General features: G+C 64.1%; 14 protein-coding genes. 8 read left to right on the top strand and 6 right to left on the bottom strand.

Annotated elements, in window-relative coordinates; translation table 11 throughout:
• Positions 1 to 123 precede the first annotated feature (123 nt).
• The gene (locus JI744_RS03870) at positions 124 to 786 is read right to left on the bottom strand and encodes an HAD-IA family hydrolase (RefSeq protein ID WP_202658389.1); all 663 of its coding nucleotides are present in this window, start codon (positions 784 to 786) and stop codon (positions 124 to 126) included.
• Between the two features lie 86 nt (positions 787 to 872).
• Here JI744_RS03870 and glmU point away from each other — a divergent pair, with 86 nt between their 5' ends.
• From glmU to JI744_RS03850, 4 genes are all read left to right on the top strand, one after another.
• Complete coding sequence (glmU, locus tag JI744_RS03865; protein ID WP_202658388.1) at positions 873 to 2,225, top strand: bifunctional UDP-N-acetylglucosamine diphosphorylase/glucosamine-1-phosphate N-acetyltransferase GlmU; 1,353 nt, start codon at positions 873 to 875, stop codon at positions 2,223 to 2,225.
• Position 2,226: 1 nt separating this feature from the next.
• Positions 2,227 to 4,041, top strand: a complete 1,815-nt coding sequence (gene glmS / locus JI744_RS03860) for a glutamine--fructose-6-phosphate transaminase (isomerizing) (protein ID WP_202658387.1) — start codon at positions 2,227 to 2,229, stop codon at positions 4,039 to 4,041.
• A gap of 111 nt (positions 4,042 to 4,152) precedes the next feature.
• Positions 4,153 to 5,754, top strand: a complete 1,602-nt coding sequence (locus tag JI744_RS03855) for a glucan biosynthesis protein (RefSeq protein WP_202658386.1) — start codon at positions 4,153 to 4,155, stop codon at positions 5,752 to 5,754.
• On the top strand, positions 5,751 to 6,446 hold the full coding sequence (locus JI744_RS03850) for a DNA alkylation repair protein (RefSeq protein WP_202658385.1): 696 nt from the start codon (positions 5,751 to 5,753) through the stop codon (positions 6,444 to 6,446). Before JI744_RS03855 ends, JI744_RS03850 begins: the two co-directional genes overlap by 4 nt.
• A gap of 4 nt (positions 6,447 to 6,450) precedes the next feature.
• Here the strand turns inward: JI744_RS03850 and JI744_RS03845 are convergent, their stop codons facing one another.
• On the bottom strand, positions 6,451 to 6,906 hold the full coding sequence (locus tag JI744_RS03845; protein ID WP_202658384.1) for a hypothetical protein: 456 nt from the start codon (positions 6,904 to 6,906) through the stop codon (positions 6,451 to 6,453).
• Positions 6,907 to 6,991: 85 nt separating this feature from the next.
• Between JI744_RS03845 and moaA the strand changes: the two genes are divergently transcribed.
• Positions 6,992 to 7,999 carry a GTP 3',8-cyclase MoaA gene (gene moaA / locus JI744_RS03840; protein WP_202658383.1) on the top strand — a complete coding sequence of 336 codons (1,008 nt, stop codon included), beginning with the start codon at positions 6,992 to 6,994 and terminating at the stop codon, positions 7,997 to 7,999.
• Between the two features lie 136 nt (positions 8,000 to 8,135).
• On the opposite strand, the gene JI744_RS03835 is transcribed toward moaA, so the two are convergent.
• From JI744_RS03835 to argE, 4 genes are all read right to left on the bottom strand, one after another.
• Positions 8,136 to 9,302, bottom strand: a complete 1,167-nt coding sequence (locus JI744_RS03835; protein ID WP_202658382.1) for a M20 aminoacylase family protein — start codon at positions 9,300 to 9,302, stop codon at positions 8,136 to 8,138.
• Between the two features lie 104 nt (positions 9,303 to 9,406).
• Positions 9,407 to 10,648 carry an Hsp70 family protein gene (locus tag JI744_RS03830; protein WP_202658381.1) on the bottom strand — a complete coding sequence of 414 codons (1,242 nt, stop codon included), beginning with the start codon at positions 10,646 to 10,648 and terminating at the stop codon, positions 9,407 to 9,409.
• A 137-nt stretch (positions 10,649 to 10,785) separates the two neighbouring features.
• Positions 10,786 to 12,129: an NAD(P)/FAD-dependent oxidoreductase gene (locus JI744_RS03825; protein ID WP_202658380.1), complete on the bottom strand. Its 1,344-nt coding sequence runs from the start codon at positions 12,127 to 12,129 to the stop codon at positions 10,786 to 10,788.
• Positions 12,126 to 13,283 carry an acetylornithine deacetylase gene (gene argE, locus JI744_RS03820; protein ID WP_202658379.1) on the bottom strand — a complete coding sequence of 386 codons (1,158 nt, stop codon included), beginning with the start codon at positions 13,281 to 13,283 and terminating at the stop codon, positions 12,126 to 12,128. Before argE ends, JI744_RS03825 begins: the two co-directional genes overlap by 4 nt.
• 229 nt (positions 13,284 to 13,512) lie before the next feature.
• On the opposite strand from argE, the gene JI744_RS03815 reads away from it, so the two are divergent.
• From JI744_RS03815 to JI744_RS03805, 3 genes are read left to right on the top strand one after another with little or no spacing between them, the layout of a single operon-like run.
• On the top strand, positions 13,513 to 14,535 hold the full coding sequence (locus tag JI744_RS03815; protein WP_202658378.1) for an ABC transporter ATP-binding protein: 1,023 nt from the start codon (positions 13,513 to 13,515) through the stop codon (positions 14,533 to 14,535).
• The gene (locus JI744_RS03810; RefSeq protein WP_202658377.1) at positions 14,528 to 15,577 is read left to right on the top strand and encodes an ABC transporter ATP-binding protein; all 1,050 of its coding nucleotides are present in this window, start codon (positions 14,528 to 14,530) and stop codon (positions 15,575 to 15,577) included. The genes JI744_RS03815 and JI744_RS03810 overlap by 8 nt, the downstream gene beginning before the upstream one ends.
• Positions 15,574 to 17,277, top strand: a complete 1,704-nt coding sequence (locus tag JI744_RS03805) for a peptide ABC transporter substrate-binding protein (protein ID WP_202658376.1) — start codon at positions 15,574 to 15,576, stop codon at positions 17,275 to 17,277. The genes JI744_RS03810 and JI744_RS03805 overlap by 4 nt, the downstream gene beginning before the upstream one ends.
• Positions 17,278 to 17,291 lie beyond the last annotated feature (14 nt).

The raw sequence follows: 17,291 nt of genomic DNA, 5'->3' as shown, positions 1-17,291 counted from the left end.
ATTGCGTTTCCCCGACCGCGCGCGACATGTCCACTTAAGTCGGGTCCACGCGGGTAAGCATAGGCCAGCGCATGGCGAAGGCGACGGCCTTTGCAAGACAACGCGAGGAAGTTTTGGGCCGTCTTAGCCCACCAGCCGCTGGGCCAGCGCGGGCAGGTCGGTGAAATCATGCAGCAGCGCCTCGGGGGTGAAACGGGCAACCCCCTGTCCTTCCGGGCCAAAGGTCACCAGCGCCACGGGAATGCCCACGGCAAGGCCGGTCTGACGGTCGGTATCGGTATCGCCCACCAGCATCGACCGCGCCACATCGCCACCCGCGCGGGTCACGGCGGCGACATAGGGCGCAGGGTCGGGCTTGCGGGTGGGCAGCGTATCGGCCCCGATCAATGATCCGAACAGGTCGCGAATGCCAAGCCGGACCACAAGGGTTTCGGCCAGACCTTCGGGCTTGTTGGTGCAGATGGCGGTGGCAAAGCCGGCGCGGCGCAGGGTTTCCACAGCCTCGACCGCGCCGGGGTAAAGGCGGGTGTGGGTGTCGATGTTGTCGGCGTAATGGGTCAGCAGGCGGGGATATTCGCGGCTGATGTCCTCTTCGGTAAACCCATTCCCCAACCGCTGAAACCCAAGCCGCAGCATCGCCCGCCCGCCATGAAACGCCGTCAGCGTGTCGCGCCCGTCCAGCAGCGCGCCATGCCCCAGCGCGGAAAAACAGGCATTCGCTGCCGCCAGCAGGTCGACAGAGGTATCGGCCAGCGTGCCATCCAGATCAAAGACAACCGTCCGCATACCTTGTAACCTTCCGTGAGGCGGCCGCCCCTTGCGACCCCGCCATTCCCCGGTAAAACGGGCGCAACGGAAAAGGAAGGGCGGGCATGGCGGTTTCATTGATCATTCTGGCGGCAGGGATGGGCACCCGGATGAATTCCGACCTGCCCAAAGTGCTGCACAAGGTCGCCGCCTCGCCCCTGTTGCACCATGCCCTGCAGGCGGGCCGCGCGCTGGAACCTGCGCGGGTGGTCGTGGTCACCGGCCACGGGGCCGCGGATGTGGCCAAGGCAGCACTTGCCTTTGACGAAGCGGTTGAGACAGTTGTGCAAGACCCGCAATTGGGCACCGCCCATGCCGTGGCCCAGGCCGCCCCCCTGCTGGCCGATGCGGCGGGTGAGGCGATTGTGCTATACGGCGACACCCCCCTGATCCGCCCCGAAACGCTGCAGGCGATGCTGGCTGCCCGCCGCGATCATGCGGTGGTGGTGCTGGGGTTTCATGCCGCCGATCCGGGCCGCTATGGGCGGCTTTTGACCGAGGGCGACAAGTTGCTGGCGATCCGGGAATACAAGGACGCGACCGAGGCAGAGCGCGCGGTGACCCTGTGCAACTCTGGTGTTATCTGCGCATCGGCCAAGGTGCTGTTCGATCTGGTCGCCAAGGTCGGCAATGCAAATGCCGCCGGGGAATACTATCTGACCGACGTGGTCGAACTGGCCCGCGCCGCAGGCCTGTCGGCGGGCGTGGTGATCTGTGACGAGGCGGAAACGCTGGGCGTGAACACCCGCCAGCAACTGGCCGAGGCCGAGGCCGCGTTTCAGGCCCGCGCCCGGGCCGAGGCGCTGGAGAATGGCGTGACCCTGACCGCGCCGGAAACCGTGTTCTTCGGCCTTGATACCGTGGTGGGCCGTGATGCGGTGATCGGGCCGCATGTTCTGTTCGGGCCGGGGGTCACCATCGAATCCGGGGCCGAGATCAAGGGATTTTGCCATCTGGAGGGCTGCCATGTGTCGCGCGGCGCCGACGTCGGCCCCTTTGCCCGCCTGCGCCCCGGTGCCGAGCTGGCCGAGGATGTGCATGTCGGAAATTTCGTCGAAATCAAGAACGCCATTCTGGAGGAGGGCGTGAAGGTCGGCCATCTGACCTATCTGGGCGATGCCCATGTGGGCGAATTCACCAACATCGGCGCGGGCACGGTGACCTGCAATTACGATGGGGTGATGAAGCACCGCACCACCATCGGCAAACGCGCCTTCATCGGCTCGGATACCATGCTGGTGGCCCCGGTCACGGTGGGCGATGGCGCGCTGACGGCCAGCGGGTCGGTCATCACCGAAGATGTGCCTGCCGAGGCGGTGGCGATTGGCCGGGCCAAGCAGGTGACAAAACCCGGCCTTGCGACCAAATTGTTCGAAAAGTTAAAGTCTATCAAAGCCGCAAAGGCAAAAGGGCAGTAAAATGTGCGGAATTGTAGGGGTCTTGGGCAATCACGAGGTTGCCCCCTTGCTGGTCGAGGCGCTGAAGCGGCTGGAATATCGCGGCTATGACAGCGCGGGCATTGCCACGGTGAACAACGGCCGGCTGGACCGTCGCCGCGCCGTGGGCAAGCTGGTGAACCTGTCGGATCTGCTGGTGCATGACCCGCTGGCCGGGAAATCAGGCATCGGCCATACCCGCTGGGCCACCCATGGGGCCGCGACCACGGTGAACGCCCACCCCCACCGCTCTGGCCACGTGGCGGTGGTGCATAACGGCATCATCGAGAATTTCCGTGAGCTGCGCGCTGCGGTCGAGGCAGCGGGCCTGACCCCGGAATCGGAAACCGATACCGAAACCGTGGCCCTGACGGTGCGGATGCTGATGGATCAGGGTGCCAGCCCGGTGGAGGCCGCGCGCGAAACCCTGAAACGCCTGCACGGTGCCTTTGCCCTGTGCTTTCTGTTCAACGGCGAAGATGACCTGATGGTCGCCGCCCGCAAGGGCAGCCCGCTGGCGATTGGCCATGGCGACGGCGAGATGTTCGTGGGAAGCGATGCCATCGCGCTGGCCCCGATGACCGACCGCATCACATATCTGGAAGAGGGCGACTGGGCCGTCATCACACGGCGCGGCGCGATGATTTATGATGAGGCGGGCCGTCTGGCAAACCGCGCCGAAACCCGCATTCAGATTGACGCGACGCGGATTGAAAAGGCCGGTTACAAGCATTTCATGGCCAAGGAGGTGGCTGAACAGCCGGTGGTCATCGCCGATGCGCTGAAACACTATGTCAAAGGCGGCGCGCTGAACCTGCCCGAAGGGTTGGATTTCTCTACCGTGGACCGGCTGTCAATGGTGGCCTGTGGCACCGCCAGCTATGCCACGGCGGTGGCGAAATACTGGTTTGAGCAACTGGCCCATCTGCCCTGCGACGTGGATATTGCCAGCGAGTTCCGCTATCGCGAGCCGCCCTTGTCCACCAAAGGCTGGGCGATGTTCGTCAGCCAGTCGGGCGAAACCGCCGATACTCTGGCCGCCCTGCGCCATGCCAAGGAACAGGTGGCCAAGGTGGTTGCGGTGGTCAATGTGCCCACCTCCTCCATCGCGCGCGAAAGCGACCTTGCGCTGCCGATCCTTGCGGGGGTCGAGGTGGGTGTGGCCTCGACCAAGGCATTCACCTGTCAGTTGACGGTGCTGTTCCTGATGGCGCTGAAAGCGGGGCTTGACCGCGGGCGGCTAACCCCGGCGCAGGTGGCCGACCATCTGTCGGCCCTAAACACCCTGCCCGGCCTGATGAACCATGCCATGGGCCTTTCCGCCGAGATCGCGGGTATTGCCGAAAAGCTGGCCGAGGCGCAGGACATTCTGTTTCTGGGCCGTGGCCCGATGTTCCCCTTGGCGATGGAGGGCGCGCTGAAGCTGAAAGAGATCAGCTATATCCACGCCGAGGGCTATGCATCAGGCGAGTTGAAGCACGGCCCCATCGCGCTGATCGACAACCGGGTGCCTGTGATCGTTCTGGCCCCGCGCGATGCGCTGTTCGAAAAAACCGTGTCGAACATGCAAGAGGTGATGGCGCGCCACGGCAAGGTGCTGCTGATTTCCGACGCACAGGGCGTGGCCGAGGCGGGCAAGGGCTGCTGGAAAACCGTGACCCTGCCCGCAGTTGCCCCGATTCTTGCGCCAATCCTCTATTCGGTGCCCGCGCAGCTTTTGGCCTATCACACCGCGATTGCGAAGGGCACCGATGTGGACCAGCCGCGCAATCTGGCGAAATCGGTAACGGTTGAGTAAGGCCCCACAAAGGGCACACGGGGCCGCTTGCCTTGCGGCCCCGACCCGGATACCAGACCGCGCCAGAACAGGCAGATTTCCGCCGACCGCAACCGAACCGAGACGCCCATCATGACCCTTCGCGCCGACCGTCGCGACATCTTGCGCTCTGCCCTTGCGGGTGGGGCGTTTTTCCTTTTGCCGCGGCTTGCACAGGCCCAGACGGCGAACCCCGCCTCGGATGGCAAGGCCACGCCCTTCAGCTTTGACATCCTGAAGGACATGGCGCGCGACCTTGCAGCCAAGCCCTATCAGCCTGCCGAAATTGCCGATCCTGCCGTGCTGGACCAGATTGACTATGACGCCCATAATCAGGTGCAGTTCCGCCCCGAACACACCCTCTGGCGCGACAAGGGCAGCATGTCGCCCGTGCAGCCGTTCTTTCCCGGCCGCTATTTCCGAGAGCCGGTGCGGATTTACACGCTGGAAAACGGCGCGGCGACCGAATGGCCTTTTGCACTGGACATGTTCGACATTCCCAAGGGCAACCCGGCGCGCAAGCTGACCCATACCAAGGGCTTTGCCGGGTTCCGCGTGCAGGATGCGCAATCGGGCCGCGACTGGATGGCGTTCCTTGGTGCCTCCTACTGGCGGACCGAAGGCTATAGCGGGCAATTCGGCCTGTCGGTGCGCGGGCTGGCGATGGATACCGCTATTGCAAGTGGACCAGAGGAGTTTCCGCTGTTCACCCGGTTCTGGCTGGAACCGGCTGAAAATGGCGACCTGACGGCTTATGCGCTGCTGGAAAGCCCGCGCGCAACCGGGGCCTACCGCATCGCTTCCACCCGTAAGGACGGCGTTATTCAGGAAGTGACGGCCACCCTCTTCCTGCGCGGCGATGTTGAACGGCTGGGCATTGCCCCCCTGACCTCGATGTTCTGGTTCGGCAAGCACAACCGTTCGGTCGCAGTAGACTGGCGCCCAGAGGTGCATGATTCCGACGGGCTGGAAATTCACACCGGCAGCGGCGAACAGATCTGGCGCCCCCTGAATGACCCGCCGCGCAACATGGCCAATACCTTTGCCGCCCCCAGCGTCAAAGGCTTTGGCCTGATGCAGCGTGAACGGAACTTTGCGCAATATCAGGATGATGGCGTCTTTTATGAAAAACGCGCCAGCGCCTGGGTCGAACCTTTGGGCGATTGGGGCAATGGCAGCGTCACGCTGGTTGAACTGCGCACCGCAGATGAGACGCATGACAACATCGTGGCCTGCTGGCAACCGGCAGAGGCGGCCAAGGCGGGCAACCGCTATGACCTCGCCTACCGTCTGTCCTGGGTTCAGGATTGCCCGGTGCAGTCTCAGACAGCCCGGTTTCGCGCCACCCGGCTTGGGGCGGGTGGAGTGCCGGGACAGGACCGCCAGCCCGATGTGATCAAGGTGGTCTGCGATCTTGACAACCGTGGGCTTGAGGGGTTTGGCCCGGCTGACGGGGTAGAGGTGACCGTGACCGCCTCTGCCGGCAAGCCCGGCAAGGGCGCGGTGTTTCCGGTGGTCGGGCAAACCTATTGGCGCGCCATGTTCGATCTGGATTTCTCGATGCTGCACGCCAAGGACGATAACCCGATCGACCTGCGCCTGTTTGTCAGCCACCAAGGGGATGCGAAAAGCGAAACCATGCTGCTTCAACTTTTCCCGTCGCAATTGCGGCATATGCTGGCCAACACACCATGACCCTAACCCCAAATACAACCGCAGAAACCGCACTGGCCGATCTGCGCGCCCTGGCCGACCCGGCAAAGGCGGCCGACATGCTGGCCTATCACAAGGCCCCGCGTGAATATCTGGGCGTTTCAGTGCCGCAGATCACCGACCTTGCCAACGCATGGCGGGCAGAGCTGGACGTGCCGGGCCGCGTGGCGCTGGCCGATGCCCTGTGGCAGACCGACATTCACGAAGCGCGGATCGCCGCCGCCAAACTGCTGACCCAAGCGCGCCTGCGCCCCGATGACGCGGCTTGGGATCTGATCGCAAGTTGGGTGCCCACATTCGACGCCTGGGCAATTGCCGATCACGCCTGCGATGCGGGCCAACGGCGGCTGGTGGCCGACCCGTCCAGGATCGACACCGTGGAAGGCTGGACCACCTCGGACCATATGTGGACGCGCCGCGCGGCGCTTGTGATTACCCTGCCCTGGGCCAAGCTGAATTTCCTGAAACCCGAAGATGCTGCGATCCGCGAGCGTATTCTGGGCTGGGCGGCTGCATATACGCAGGACAAGGACTGGTTCATCCAGAAAGCCGTCGGCTGGTGGCTGCGCGATCTGTCCAAGCATGATGCAGACCGGGTGCGACAGTTTCTGGCCGACCATGGCGAGGCGATGAAGGGCTTTGCCCGGTCAGAGGCGGTGAAATACCTTAAGTGACGGCTTAGTCTGCCGTCACCGTCACCTGCGGCAGATCGGTCAGTGCAAGGCCCAGCGCGCGATAGGCGGGCAGCGACAAAAGCGAGCCGCCCTGCCCTGGCATCAGATCAACCGCGACCGACTTGCCAGAGGCCAGCGTGACCCGCCCCTTGCCCGGCGCCACAACCAGCGGCGTCTTCAACCAGAACCCCTGTTCAGCCGGGCTGCCCAGCGCAACCGATACGCTACCCAAGGCCCGCCCGGCAGCAGCAGGGGCGGCCTTGGCCGCAGCCTTCTCGGCGTCAGTTGTCTGATCAAGGTTGGCGACCGACTGCCCCTGCGCCCCAAGCGGCGCTGTGGCGGGCGGCGGGGCCTTGTCGGTTCCGGGGGCAGAGTTCGGCACATGCGGCTGAAACAGGCCGCAGCCGGAAACAGACAGCGACAGAACGAAAAGCGGGGCGAATGTGGACTGAATGCGCATCCCCCGACGATAGTCGGACGCTGCTGCCGCTTCAATGGCCGCTTTCGACCTTGCCGCGAAATCGCCGGGTGCCTACATCTTGGGCATGGATACCGCACCGCTCATCGATCCCTTCGCCCGCGCCATCAGCTATCTGCGGGTCTCGGTCACCGACCGCTGCGATTTCCGCTGCACCTACTGCATGTCCGAACACATGACCTTTCTGCCGAAAGCCGACCTGCTGTCGCTGGAAGAGCTGGACCGGCTGTGTTCGGCCTTCGTGCGGATGGGGGTAGAAAAGCTGCGGATCACCGGGGGCGAGCCCTTGGTTCGCAAAGGCATCATGACGTTTTTCGAGGCGATGGGCCGGCATCTGCAAACCGGCGCGCTCAAGGAACTGACGCTGACCACCAACGGCAGCCAGCTTCGCCGCTATGCCGCCGATCTGGCGGCGGTTGGGGTGCGGCGGGTGAACGTGTCGCTGGATACGCTCGACCCTGCGAAGTTTGCCGAGGTCACCCGCTGGGGCCGGTTGCCGCAGGTGCTGGACGGGATTGCCGCCGCCAAAGAGGCAGGGCTGCGCGTCAAGATCAACGCCGTCGCCCTGAAAGGCGTGAACGAGGATGAGCTGTTCACCCTTGTCGACTGGTGCGCCCGCGACGGCCATGACCTGACCTTTATCGAGGTCATGCCGATGGGCGAGATGGGCGAAGAGATGCGTCTTGACCAGTTCTGGAGCCTGAAGGCCCTGCGCGTCCGGCTCGAGGAACGCTTTACCCTGCAAGACCTGTCGGAACGATCTGGCGGCCCTGCCCGTTATGTGCGTCTGGCTGAAACCGGGCAGAAGATCGGCTTCATCACCCCCCTGTCGCATAATTTCTGCGAAAGCTGCAACCGCGTGCGGCTGACCTGCACCGGGCAGCTTTACATGTGCCTGGGGCAGGAAGACATGGCCGACCTGCGCGCGCCTCTGCGCGCCAGTGCCGACGACGCGCTGACCGAACAGGCCATCCGCGCCGCCATTTCCCGCAAGCCCAAAGGCCACGACTTCGACTATTCGCGCCAGCATGTGAAGGGCCAAATGAGCCGCCACATGAGCCATACGGGCGGCTGATCCAGCCAAGGCCGGGGGCGCTTCGCCCCCCGGACCCCCAGAGAGTATTTTCAGAAGGGCAAACCGCAAGGCGGCTCTCTTGCAATTGCCCTTCTTCAAATACTCCCGCCGGAGGCAAACCGACGTGTCCGCCCGCTCAGGCCGCAGGCATGCGCGCCTCGGCCATGCCGGCATACCAGCTTGACCCGAACGGGATGGCGTTGTCGTCAAAGTTATAGGCGGGGTGATGCACCATCGCCGTATCGCCATTGCCAAGGAAGATATAGGCGCCGGGGCGTTCCAGCAGCATGAAGCTGAAATCCTCGGCCCCCATCAGGGCGGGGGTGTCGGCATCGACATGGCCCGAGACGGCCTGCGCCACCTGAACCGCATGTTCGGTGTTTTCCGGCGTGTTCACCGTGACCGGATAGCCGCGCGAATAATGCACTTCGGCGCGCGCGCCCAAAGCAAGGGCGGTGCCGGTCGCAATCTCGGCGATGCGCTGTTCGACAAAATCCTGCACGCCGAAATCCATCGTGCGGCAGGTGCCTTTCATCTTGACCACCTGGGGGATGACATTATGCGCGGTGCTGTCCGTGGCCACGGTGCAGACCGACACGACCACCTGTTTCAGCGGGTCCACATTCCGGCTGGCGATGGTTTGCAGGGCCACGATGATATGGGCCGCCACAACGGTGGTATCGACGCATTCATGCGGTTTCGCGGCATGGCCACCCTTGCCGGTCACCACGATCTCGAACTGGTCCGCCGCCGCCATGATCGCGCCGGGGCGGATAGCGAAATGGCCAAGCGGGATGCCGGGCATGTTGTGCATCCCGTAAACCTCCTGGATATTCCAGCGGTCCATCATGCCATCTTGCACCATCTCCTTGCCGCCACCGCCACCCTCTTCTGCGGGCTGGAAGATGCACACCACCGTGCCGTCGAAATTCCGCGTCTCGGCCAGATATTTCGCGGCCCCCAGCAGCATGGCGGTATGCCCGTCATGGCCGCAGGCGTGCATCTTGCCCGGGGTTTTCGAGGCATAGGCGACGCCGGTCTGTTCGATGATCGGCAGCGCATCCATATCGGCGCGCAGGCCAACGACCTTGCCCGCCGTATCAGTCTTGCCCCTGATCACCGCCACCACACCCGTGCGGCCAATGCCTTCGACCACCTCATCACAGCCAAAGCTGCGGCAGAGGTCGGCGACCTTTCCGGCGGTGCGATGCACATCAAACAGCAGTTCGGGGTGTTCATGGAAATCGCGGCGCCAGGCGGTGATTTCGGGCAAGAGTTCAGCAAAGCGGTTCTTGACGGGCATGGGGAGACTCCTTTTGATCAAAGCCTGATCCGAAAGGCCGCCGCCTGCAAGCCCCCCCAAACCTGCCCCCGACGCAGCCCAGACGTGGCCCCCGACGCGCGGCCCTAGCCGAACCGCCGCCACGCATCCAGCGCAAGCCCGGTGCCGACCGAGCCCAGCATATCCCCCGTCGCCATGGTCACCCCCGGCAGCACAGCCTGCACCGTGGCGCGCAGCACCGGCAACTGGCTGGACCCGCCGGTCAGAAAGGCCGTGCCGATCTGGTCCGCCGTCACCCCGGCCTGACCCAGCACGCGGCCCAGCAGGGCGCGAATCCGGTCCAGCGGCGCCTCAACCGCCGCCTCGAACCCTTCACGGCGGACCATCGGGTTCGGCCCCCCGGTCAGGCCAGACAGCGCCAGCCGCGCGGCTTCGGCGTCTGACAGGGTGATCTTGGCCTCCTCCACCCGCATGGCCAGCGCATGGCCATGGCGGCCATCGACCACGCGGATCATCCGGTCGATCAGTTCGGGCCTGTCCGCCACCGCGCGCAGCGCCTTGAGGTCGCTGGCGGTGCGCGCGGTGTAAAGGGCGTTGATCCGGTGCCAGGTGGCAAGGTCCAGATAGTAGTGGCGCGGCATGGTGCCGCCGCCCTTGGTAGGGGCAAGATATCCCAGATGCGGCATCACCTCGACCAGGCTCAGCAGTCGGTCAAAATCGGTGCCGCCAACGCGGATGCCGTCATTGGCCAGAATGTCGCCCGCCCGGTCGGGCAGACCTGCACGCCCCGGCCCCACCCGCACGACCGACACGTCGGATGTGCCGCCGCCGATGTCGACGATCAACACCAGCTCCTCGGTCTGTGCCGTGGTTTCATAATGCAGCGCGGCGGCGATGGGTTCGTATTGAAACGCCACCTCGCGCCAACCGCAGGCGCGGGCAATTTCGGCCAAGGTTGCCTCAGCGGCGGCATCGGCGGCAGCATCGTCATCGACGAAATGCACCGGGCGGCCCAAAACCACCCGGTCCAGCGACACCTCGGCCTGCTGCGCCGCCCGCAAATGGCCGATAAACCGCGACAGCACGTCCTTGAACGACACCGCCCGGCCCCCCACGGCGGTCTTGTCGTTGATCAGGCCCGATCCCAGCGTGGATTTCAGACCGCGCATCAATCGGCCCTCTTCGCCCTCCAGATAGGCCGCCACCGCCGCACGGCCGAACAGGGGCGGCGCGCCCTCGGTCTGCCAGAACACGGCAGAGGGCAGCGTGGGCGACCCGCCCTCCAGCGCGATCAGCCGCGCGCCGTTGCCATCGGCCAGCCCGACGGTGGAATTGGAGGTGCCAAAGTCGATGCCACAGGCCTGCATGGTCCGCCCCTTCGCCCGGAAAGGCGGCGGGAATAGGAGGGGAAGACAGGGAAGTAAACCCTTCCCCCCTTCCTCTTGGCAGAAATACTCTGGGGGGTACGGGGGGCTAGCCCCCCGCCTCTTCAATCCCCCGCCGCTTACAACCCCGTACCGACCTTCAGCTTTGACCCATCGGTGAACCGCGACAGGCGAAACCGCGACAGATCATGGCCAACCGGCCGCCCGGCCACCAGATCGGCCACCACCCGCCCCATGCCGGGCCCGATGCCAAAGCCGTGGCCGCACATGCCGGTGGCGATCACCAGCCCCGGCACGTTCGGCGCACGGTCGATCACCGGCACCACATCGGGCATGGTGTCGATCATCCCCCCCCAAGCATTGGCGATGACCGGGCGGCCCAGCGCAGGCAGGGCGGCGGCGAAATCGTCTTGTACCCGCCCCAGCGCCTTCATGTTGGGTTTGGGGTTCAGCACGCGGATACGTTCGAACGGGCTGACCCGATCAGGCGCCCAGCGGCGCGGCAGGCGCCAGGAGGCAGGCGTATGCGCCGGGGCGACGGGCAGAAAGCGGGTCTGGCGGAAATCCTGCCGCAGCAGCGGCAGATACAGGAAGAAATGCCGGAACGCATCCGGCCCGATGTAAAAGTCATGCGCGCCACCCGGCGCGATGGTGTAGCCGCCATCCAGGCGGCGGCGAAAGGCAAAGCGGTCATCCGCCGCGTTGCCCGCATAAACCTGCGGCATCGGCACGGTGCGCGCGACCGAGGCGAGGACGGAAAGCTGCGGAATGCTGACCCCATGCGCCCGCAGGAACAGCGATGACCACGCGCCCCCGGCCACCACCACCTGTTCGCAGGCAATCCGGCCCGCCTCAGTCACTACCCCCGCTACCTTGCCACCCGCGACATCCAGCGCGCGGACCGCGCAGTTTTCTACGATGACAGCTCCCTTCGCCACAGCGCCCGTCGCCAACAGTGGCACCGCCTGCCACGGCTCGGCCCGCGCGTCCGATGGGGTGACCATCGCGCCCAGCCAAGGCTCTGCCCCGCCGGGAATCAGGTCTGCGGTTTCGGCACGACCCAGCATCCGGGTATCGACGCCAAAGGCACGGGCCTGCGCGAACCAGGCTTCATGCTCGGCCATCTCCTTGGCGGTGCGCGCCATGTAGGTCACGCCCTCCTGACGAAAGCCCAGTCCCTCTCCCATCTGCTGGGACAGGCCCCGCCACAGGCGCAAGGATTCCATCATGATCGGCAGTTCGGCCAGATCGCGGCCCTGCTGGCGTATCCAGCCCCAGTTGCGGCTGGATTGTTCGCCCGCCACCCGGCCCTTTTCGCACAAGACAACCTTGATGCCCTGTTCCGCCAGATACCACGCCGTCATCACGCCAATGACGCCGCCGCCGATCACCACCACCTCGGTTTGCGCGGGCGGCGGGCCGGGAAATCGGATGGGAGAGGCTTCGGAGATCGGGAAGGTCATGCCAATTCCTTTAGCAGTGCTTCCATAAACCGCTGCCCGGCCTCGAATTCGGAAACCTCCAGATATTCGTCAGCCTGATGAGCCTGCGCGATGTCGCCCGGCCCGCACACTACGGCGGAATAGCCCGCCTCTTGGAACTGCCCGGCCTCGGTGCCGTAACTGACCACACCGGCGCTGTTCTGGCCGGTCAGCTTCCTTACCAGCGCCTCGGCAGCACCTCCGGGTTCGGGTTTCAGCCCCGGCACGCCGAAGAAACGGGTCAGGGTGATGCCGGTATCGGGGTGGATGGCCTGCATCCCCGCCGCCACCTGCGCCGCCTGATCCAGCACCGACTGCGCGTGATCCTCCAGCGCCTCGTCCGAGACGACCCGCATCTCGATGGAGAAATGGCAATCTGCGGCGGTGATGTTGTTCGCCGTGCCGCCCTTGATCTGGCCGACATGCAGGGTGGTAAAGGGCGGATCGAACATTGCCGCCTGCGCCGTTGGTGTGGCCGCCTGAATTTCCGCGTTGCGGGTGTTCAGCCAGTGGATCAGCCGCGCCCCCTCCATCACCGCCGACACACCGTATGGCAGGCGTGAGGAATGAACCTCATACCCCTTTACATGCACATGAAACCCGGTGCCGCCCTTGTGACCATTGATCAGGCCCATGCGGCTGGGTTCCCCGATCAGCGCCACATCGCCCACCGGCAGCACCTGCCGCAGGGTCTGGATCATCGGCGGCGCGCCGGTGCAGCCCAGTTCTTCATCATAGCTCAGCGCCAGTTGCAGCGGGCGGCGCAGCCCCATACCCTGCCCTTCAACCAGCGCCCAGACGGCCAGCGCGACATAACCCTTCATATCGCAGGTGCCGCGGCCATAAAGCCGCCCGTCCCGTTCCACCACCGTCCAGGGATCACCCGTCCAGTCCTGCCCATCCACCGGAACCACATCGGAATGGCCCGACAGCACAACCGCGCCGGGAATCATCGGCCCGGCATGCGCCATAAGGGCAGCTTTGGTGCGATCCTCGTTCCAATGGCGATGACAGGTGATGCCATGGCCTGTCAGATAGCCCTCCAGCCAATCCACCAAGTCCAGATTCGTGCCCCGGCTGACCGTGGGAAAGCTGACCAATCGGTCCAGCAATTGACGCTGCGTCAGTTTTTCCATGTTTAACCCCATATCTTGCGGCAAACCCTGACCATGGCCCCGATCCGTGTCAACCTCTGGCAGATTGACGGTGTCGCACGGCAGATTGACGAAACTTCCCGCTAGAATGACACCCAAAAACAGGATTGATACATAATCCGAAATCGGGAAGACTTGCCCGATCAGGACCGGGAAAACCCGGCCTGCACGACAAAAATAACAAGAAAAACAAAGTTCTGGGGAGTATCATATGGCCGATCTGGCCGCGCCCGTGCTTGATGTGCGGGGGCTGAAGACCGTATTCCATACCCGTGCGGGCGAAGTTCACGCCGTGAACTCGGTCAGCTTCTCGCTGCGGCCCGGTGAAGTTTTGGGCGTTGTGGGCGAAAGCGGGTCGGGCAAGTCCGTGACCATGATGTCGCTGTTGGGGCTGTTGCCCAGCCCCCCGGCCGATGTGCGTGGCGGGCAGGTGTTGCTGGGCGGGCGCGACCTTTTGAAAATCTCTCCGAAAGAGCTGCAATCGGTGCGCGGCGCCAAGGTTGGCTTTGTCTTTCAAGACCCGATGACCAGCCTGAACCCGGTGTTCACCGTGGGCAACCAGATCATGGAACCCCTGCGCAAGCATATGGGCATGACCAAGGCGCAGGCCGCAGATCGGGCGGTTGAACTGCTGGAGCTGGTGGGCATTCCCGATGCGCGGCGGCGGCTGAAAAGCTATCCGCACCAGTTTTCGGGCGGCATGCGGCAGCGGGTGATGATTGCCATTGCCCTTGCCTGCGACCCCGATGTGCTGATCGCGGATGAACCGACCACCGCGCTGGACGTGACGATTCAGGCGCAGATTCTGGAACTGGTGAAAGAGCTGCGGCAAAAGCTGGGCATGGCGATCATCTGGATCACCCATGACCTTGGCGTGATTGCCGCCATCGCCGACCGGGTGATGGTGATGTATGGCGGGCAGGTTGCCGAGCATGCCCCGGTGAAAGAGCTGTTTGCTAACCCGCAGCACCCCTATACCCGCGCCCTGTTGCGCACGATCCCGTCGATTTCCGGCGAACGCGAGGCGCGGTTGCAGGTGATCGAGGGCCAGCCCCCGATGCTCACCGCCGAGCCCGCCTCTTGCCCCTTCCGCGCCCGCTGCATCCATTCGCTGGACCGCTGCGCCCATGAAAACCCTGGCCGCCATGGGGTGGATGGCAAGCCCCTTGGCACCGGGCATGACGTGGCCTGTTTCTGGTCGCCCGACCTGATGGCGGAGGGTGAGGATGCTTGACGCGGGCGCCCAGCCGCTGGTTCAGGTCACCGATCTGAAGATGTATTTCCCCATCCACACCGGCCTGCTGCGCCGCCACACCGGCGATGTGAAGGCGGTGGATGGCGTCAGCTTTTCGATCAACACGGGCGAGACTCTGGGCCTTGTGGGCGAATCCGGCTGCGGCAAATCCACCGTGGGCCGGGCGCTGCTGCGGCTGTATGAGCCGACGGCAGGCAAGGTGGTGATTGACGGGCAGGATGTCGCCACCCTGACGCCCGAGGCGCTGCGCAAAAAGCGCCCCACCATGCAGATGGTGTTTCAAGACCCGCAAGCCAGCCTGAACCCGCGCATGACCGTGGCCGACATCATCGGCGAGCCGTTGCAGGAACATGCCAATCTGGACGAACAGGGCCGCCTGCGCCGGATTTACGAGCTGATGGATCAGGTCGGCCTGAACCGCAGCTTTGCCAACCGCTATCCCTATGCCTTTTCGGGCGGGCAGCGGCAGCGCATCGGCATTGCCCGCGCGCTGGCCCTGAACCCGAAATTCATCGTCTGCGACGAACCGATTGCAGCACTGGATGTGTCGATTCAGGCACAGGTGGTCAACCTGCTGGAAGACCTGCAGAACCGCCTTGGCCTGACCTATCTGTTCATCAGCCATGATCTGTCGATGGTGCGCCATATCGCCGACCGGGTGGCGGTGATGTATCTGGGCCGCATTGCCGAGCTGTCACCCCGCGATGCGCTTTATGCCCGCCCGCTGCACCCCTATGCCGAGGCTTTGTTGTCGGCTGTCAACGAACCCGACCCCAACCGCGCCCGGCGTCAGCGCATCATCCTGAAGGGCGATGTGCCCTCGCCCGCCAACCCGCCCAAGGGCTGCAATTTCTGTACCCGGTGCCCAAAGGTCTTTGACCTGTGCCGGCAAGTGAAGCCCGATCTGGTTCAGGTTGAACCCGGTCGGTTCGTGGCCTGCCATCTTTATACCAACAGCAATGCCGGACCAACCGGCACACAGGCACCTATCAGCGATAATCAACAGGGAGTATCACAATGAAACTTAAATCCGCCCTTCTGGGTGCGGCGGCGGCCTTTGTACTGGCGCCTGCGGCCCATGCCGAACGCGGCAGCGACGGCGATGTAAAGATCTTGTATTATCAGGCTGTTTCCACGCTGAACGCCTATCTGTCCTCGGGCACGAAAGACGTTGAGGCCGGTTCGCTGGTGCTGGAGCCACTGGCCGGCTTTGACCAGGACGGCAACCTGTTCCCCCGTCTGGTGGAAAGCATCCCGACCGTGGAAAACGGCGGCGTTGCGGCTGACCTGACCTCGATCACCTGGAAGTTGAAGCCGGGCCTTCTGTGGTCGGACGGCACGCCTCTGACCTCGGCTGATGTCAAGTTCACCTGGGAATATTGCACCGCCGACGGCGGCGGTTGCGCCCAGGGCGCGAAATACGAAGGCGTGAAGTCGGTCGATACCCCCGATGACCTGACCGTGGTGGTCAATTTCGAGGGGCCAAAACCCTATCCCTATCAGCCCTTCACCGGCGGCACCGCGCCGATCCTGCAAAAGGCGCAATTCGCCAATTGCCTTGGCGCCGCTGCCTCGACCTGCACCGAGCAGAATTCCAAGCCCATCGGCACCGGCCCGTTCATGGTAACGGATTTCAAGGTGAACGACGTGGTGACCATGGCCGCCAACCCCAACTATCGGGATCCGGCCAAGCCCGCCTTTGCCACCGTCACGCTGAAGGGCGGCGGCGATGCGCTGGCCGCGGCCTCTGCCGTGATGGAAACCGGCGAGTTCGACTATGCCTGGAACACCCAGATCAACCCCGAGCAGCAGACCCAGATGGAAGCTGGCGGTAAGGGCAAGTTCGTTAACGCCTTTGGCACGCTGGTTGAACGGATCGAGATCAACATGACCGACCCCTCGGCCGATTTGGCCGAAGGCGAGCGTTCGACGATCAAGCATCCGCACCCGATCCTCTCTGAACCCAAGGTGCGTGCCGCGCTGTCGATGGCAATTGACCGTCAGGCGCTGGTTGATGTGGGCTATGGCGGGGCGGCGCGTCCGACCTGCAACCTGGTGCCCGCACCGGCCTATCAGGCGTCTGACAACACCGGCTGCCTGACGCAGGACATTGAAGGCGCCAAGAAGCTGCTGGCCGAAGCAGGCTGGACCGACAGCGACGGCGACGGCATTGTAGACAAGGACGGCAAAAAGCTGACCATCGTCTATCAGACCACCGTCAACCCCGTGCGTCAGGACTTTCAGGCGCTGGTCAAAGGCTGGTGGAATGAGATCGGCGTCGAAGTTGAGTTGAAATCGATCGACCCCGGCGTGTTCTTTGGCGGTGACGCGGCCAGCCCCGACACCTTCCAAAAGTTCTATGCCGATGTTGAAATGTACGCCAACAACTTCGACGGCACCGATGCCGAGCCCTATATGGCCCAGTATCTGTGCGACAAGATCCCCGGCCCCGACAACCAGTGGCAGGGTGAAAACGTGAACCGCTTCTGCGACCCGGCCTATGACGCCATGGCCAAGGAACTGTCCACCACCAACGGTATCGAGGCGCGCGGCGCTTTGGTGAAAAAGATGAACGACGCGCTGACCAAGGACAGCAACGTCATCATCCCGCTGGCCGACCGTGGCCGTTTCTCGGCGCAGTCGAACGCGCTGGGTGGGTTCGTGATGAACTCTTGGGATGCCGAACTGTGGAATGCGCAGGATTGGTATCGCGTGAAGTGATCTGACACCGGCGC

Origin of the sequence: Fuscibacter oryzae, assembly GCF_016765795.1 — a bacterium.
Lineage (GTDB): Bacteria > Pseudomonadota > Alphaproteobacteria > Rhodobacterales > Rhodobacteraceae > Fuscibacter > Fuscibacter oryzae.
This window is presented reverse-complemented; position numbering and strand designations above follow the sequence as displayed.

Coding starts and splice junctions, on each gene's coding strand:
- JI744_RS03870 (WP_202658389.1), bottom strand. CDS start 786: ATGCGGACGGTTGTCTTTGATCTGGATGGCACGCTGGCCGATACCTCT.
- glmU (WP_202658388.1), top strand. CDS start 873: ATGGCGGTTTCATTGATCATTCTGGCGGCAGGGATGGGCACCCGGATG.
- glmS (WP_202658387.1), top strand. CDS start 2,227: ATGTGCGGAATTGTAGGGGTCTTGGGCAATCACGAGGTTGCCCCCTTG.
- JI744_RS03855 (WP_202658386.1), top strand. CDS start 4,153: ATGACCCTTCGCGCCGACCGTCGCGACATCTTGCGCTCTGCCCTTGCG.
- JI744_RS03850 (WP_202658385.1), top strand. CDS start 5,751: ATGACCCTAACCCCAAATACAACCGCAGAAACCGCACTGGCCGATCTG.
- JI744_RS03845 (WP_202658384.1), bottom strand. CDS start 6,906: ATGCGCATTCAGTCCACATTCGCCCCGCTTTTCGTTCTGTCGCTGTCT.
- moaA (WP_202658383.1), top strand. CDS start 6,992: ATGGATACCGCACCGCTCATCGATCCCTTCGCCCGCGCCATCAGCTAT.
- JI744_RS03835 (WP_202658382.1), bottom strand. CDS start 9,302: ATGCCCGTCAAGAACCGCTTTGCTGAACTCTTGCCCGAAATCACCGCC.
- JI744_RS03830 (WP_202658381.1), bottom strand. CDS start 10,648: ATGCAGGCCTGTGGCATCGACTTTGGCACCTCCAATTCCACCGTCGGG.
- JI744_RS03825 (WP_202658380.1), bottom strand. CDS start 12,129: ATGACCTTCCCGATCTCCGAAGCCTCTCCCATCCGATTTCCCGGCCCG.
- argE (WP_202658379.1), bottom strand. CDS start 13,283: ATGGAAAAACTGACGCAGCGTCAATTGCTGGACCGATTGGTCAGCTTT.
- JI744_RS03815 (WP_202658378.1), top strand. CDS start 13,513: ATGGCCGATCTGGCCGCGCCCGTGCTTGATGTGCGGGGGCTGAAGACC.
- JI744_RS03810 (WP_202658377.1), top strand. CDS start 14,528: ATGCTTGACGCGGGCGCCCAGCCGCTGGTTCAGGTCACCGATCTGAAG.
- JI744_RS03805 (WP_202658376.1), top strand. CDS start 15,574: ATGAAACTTAAATCCGCCCTTCTGGGTGCGGCGGCGGCCTTTGTACTG.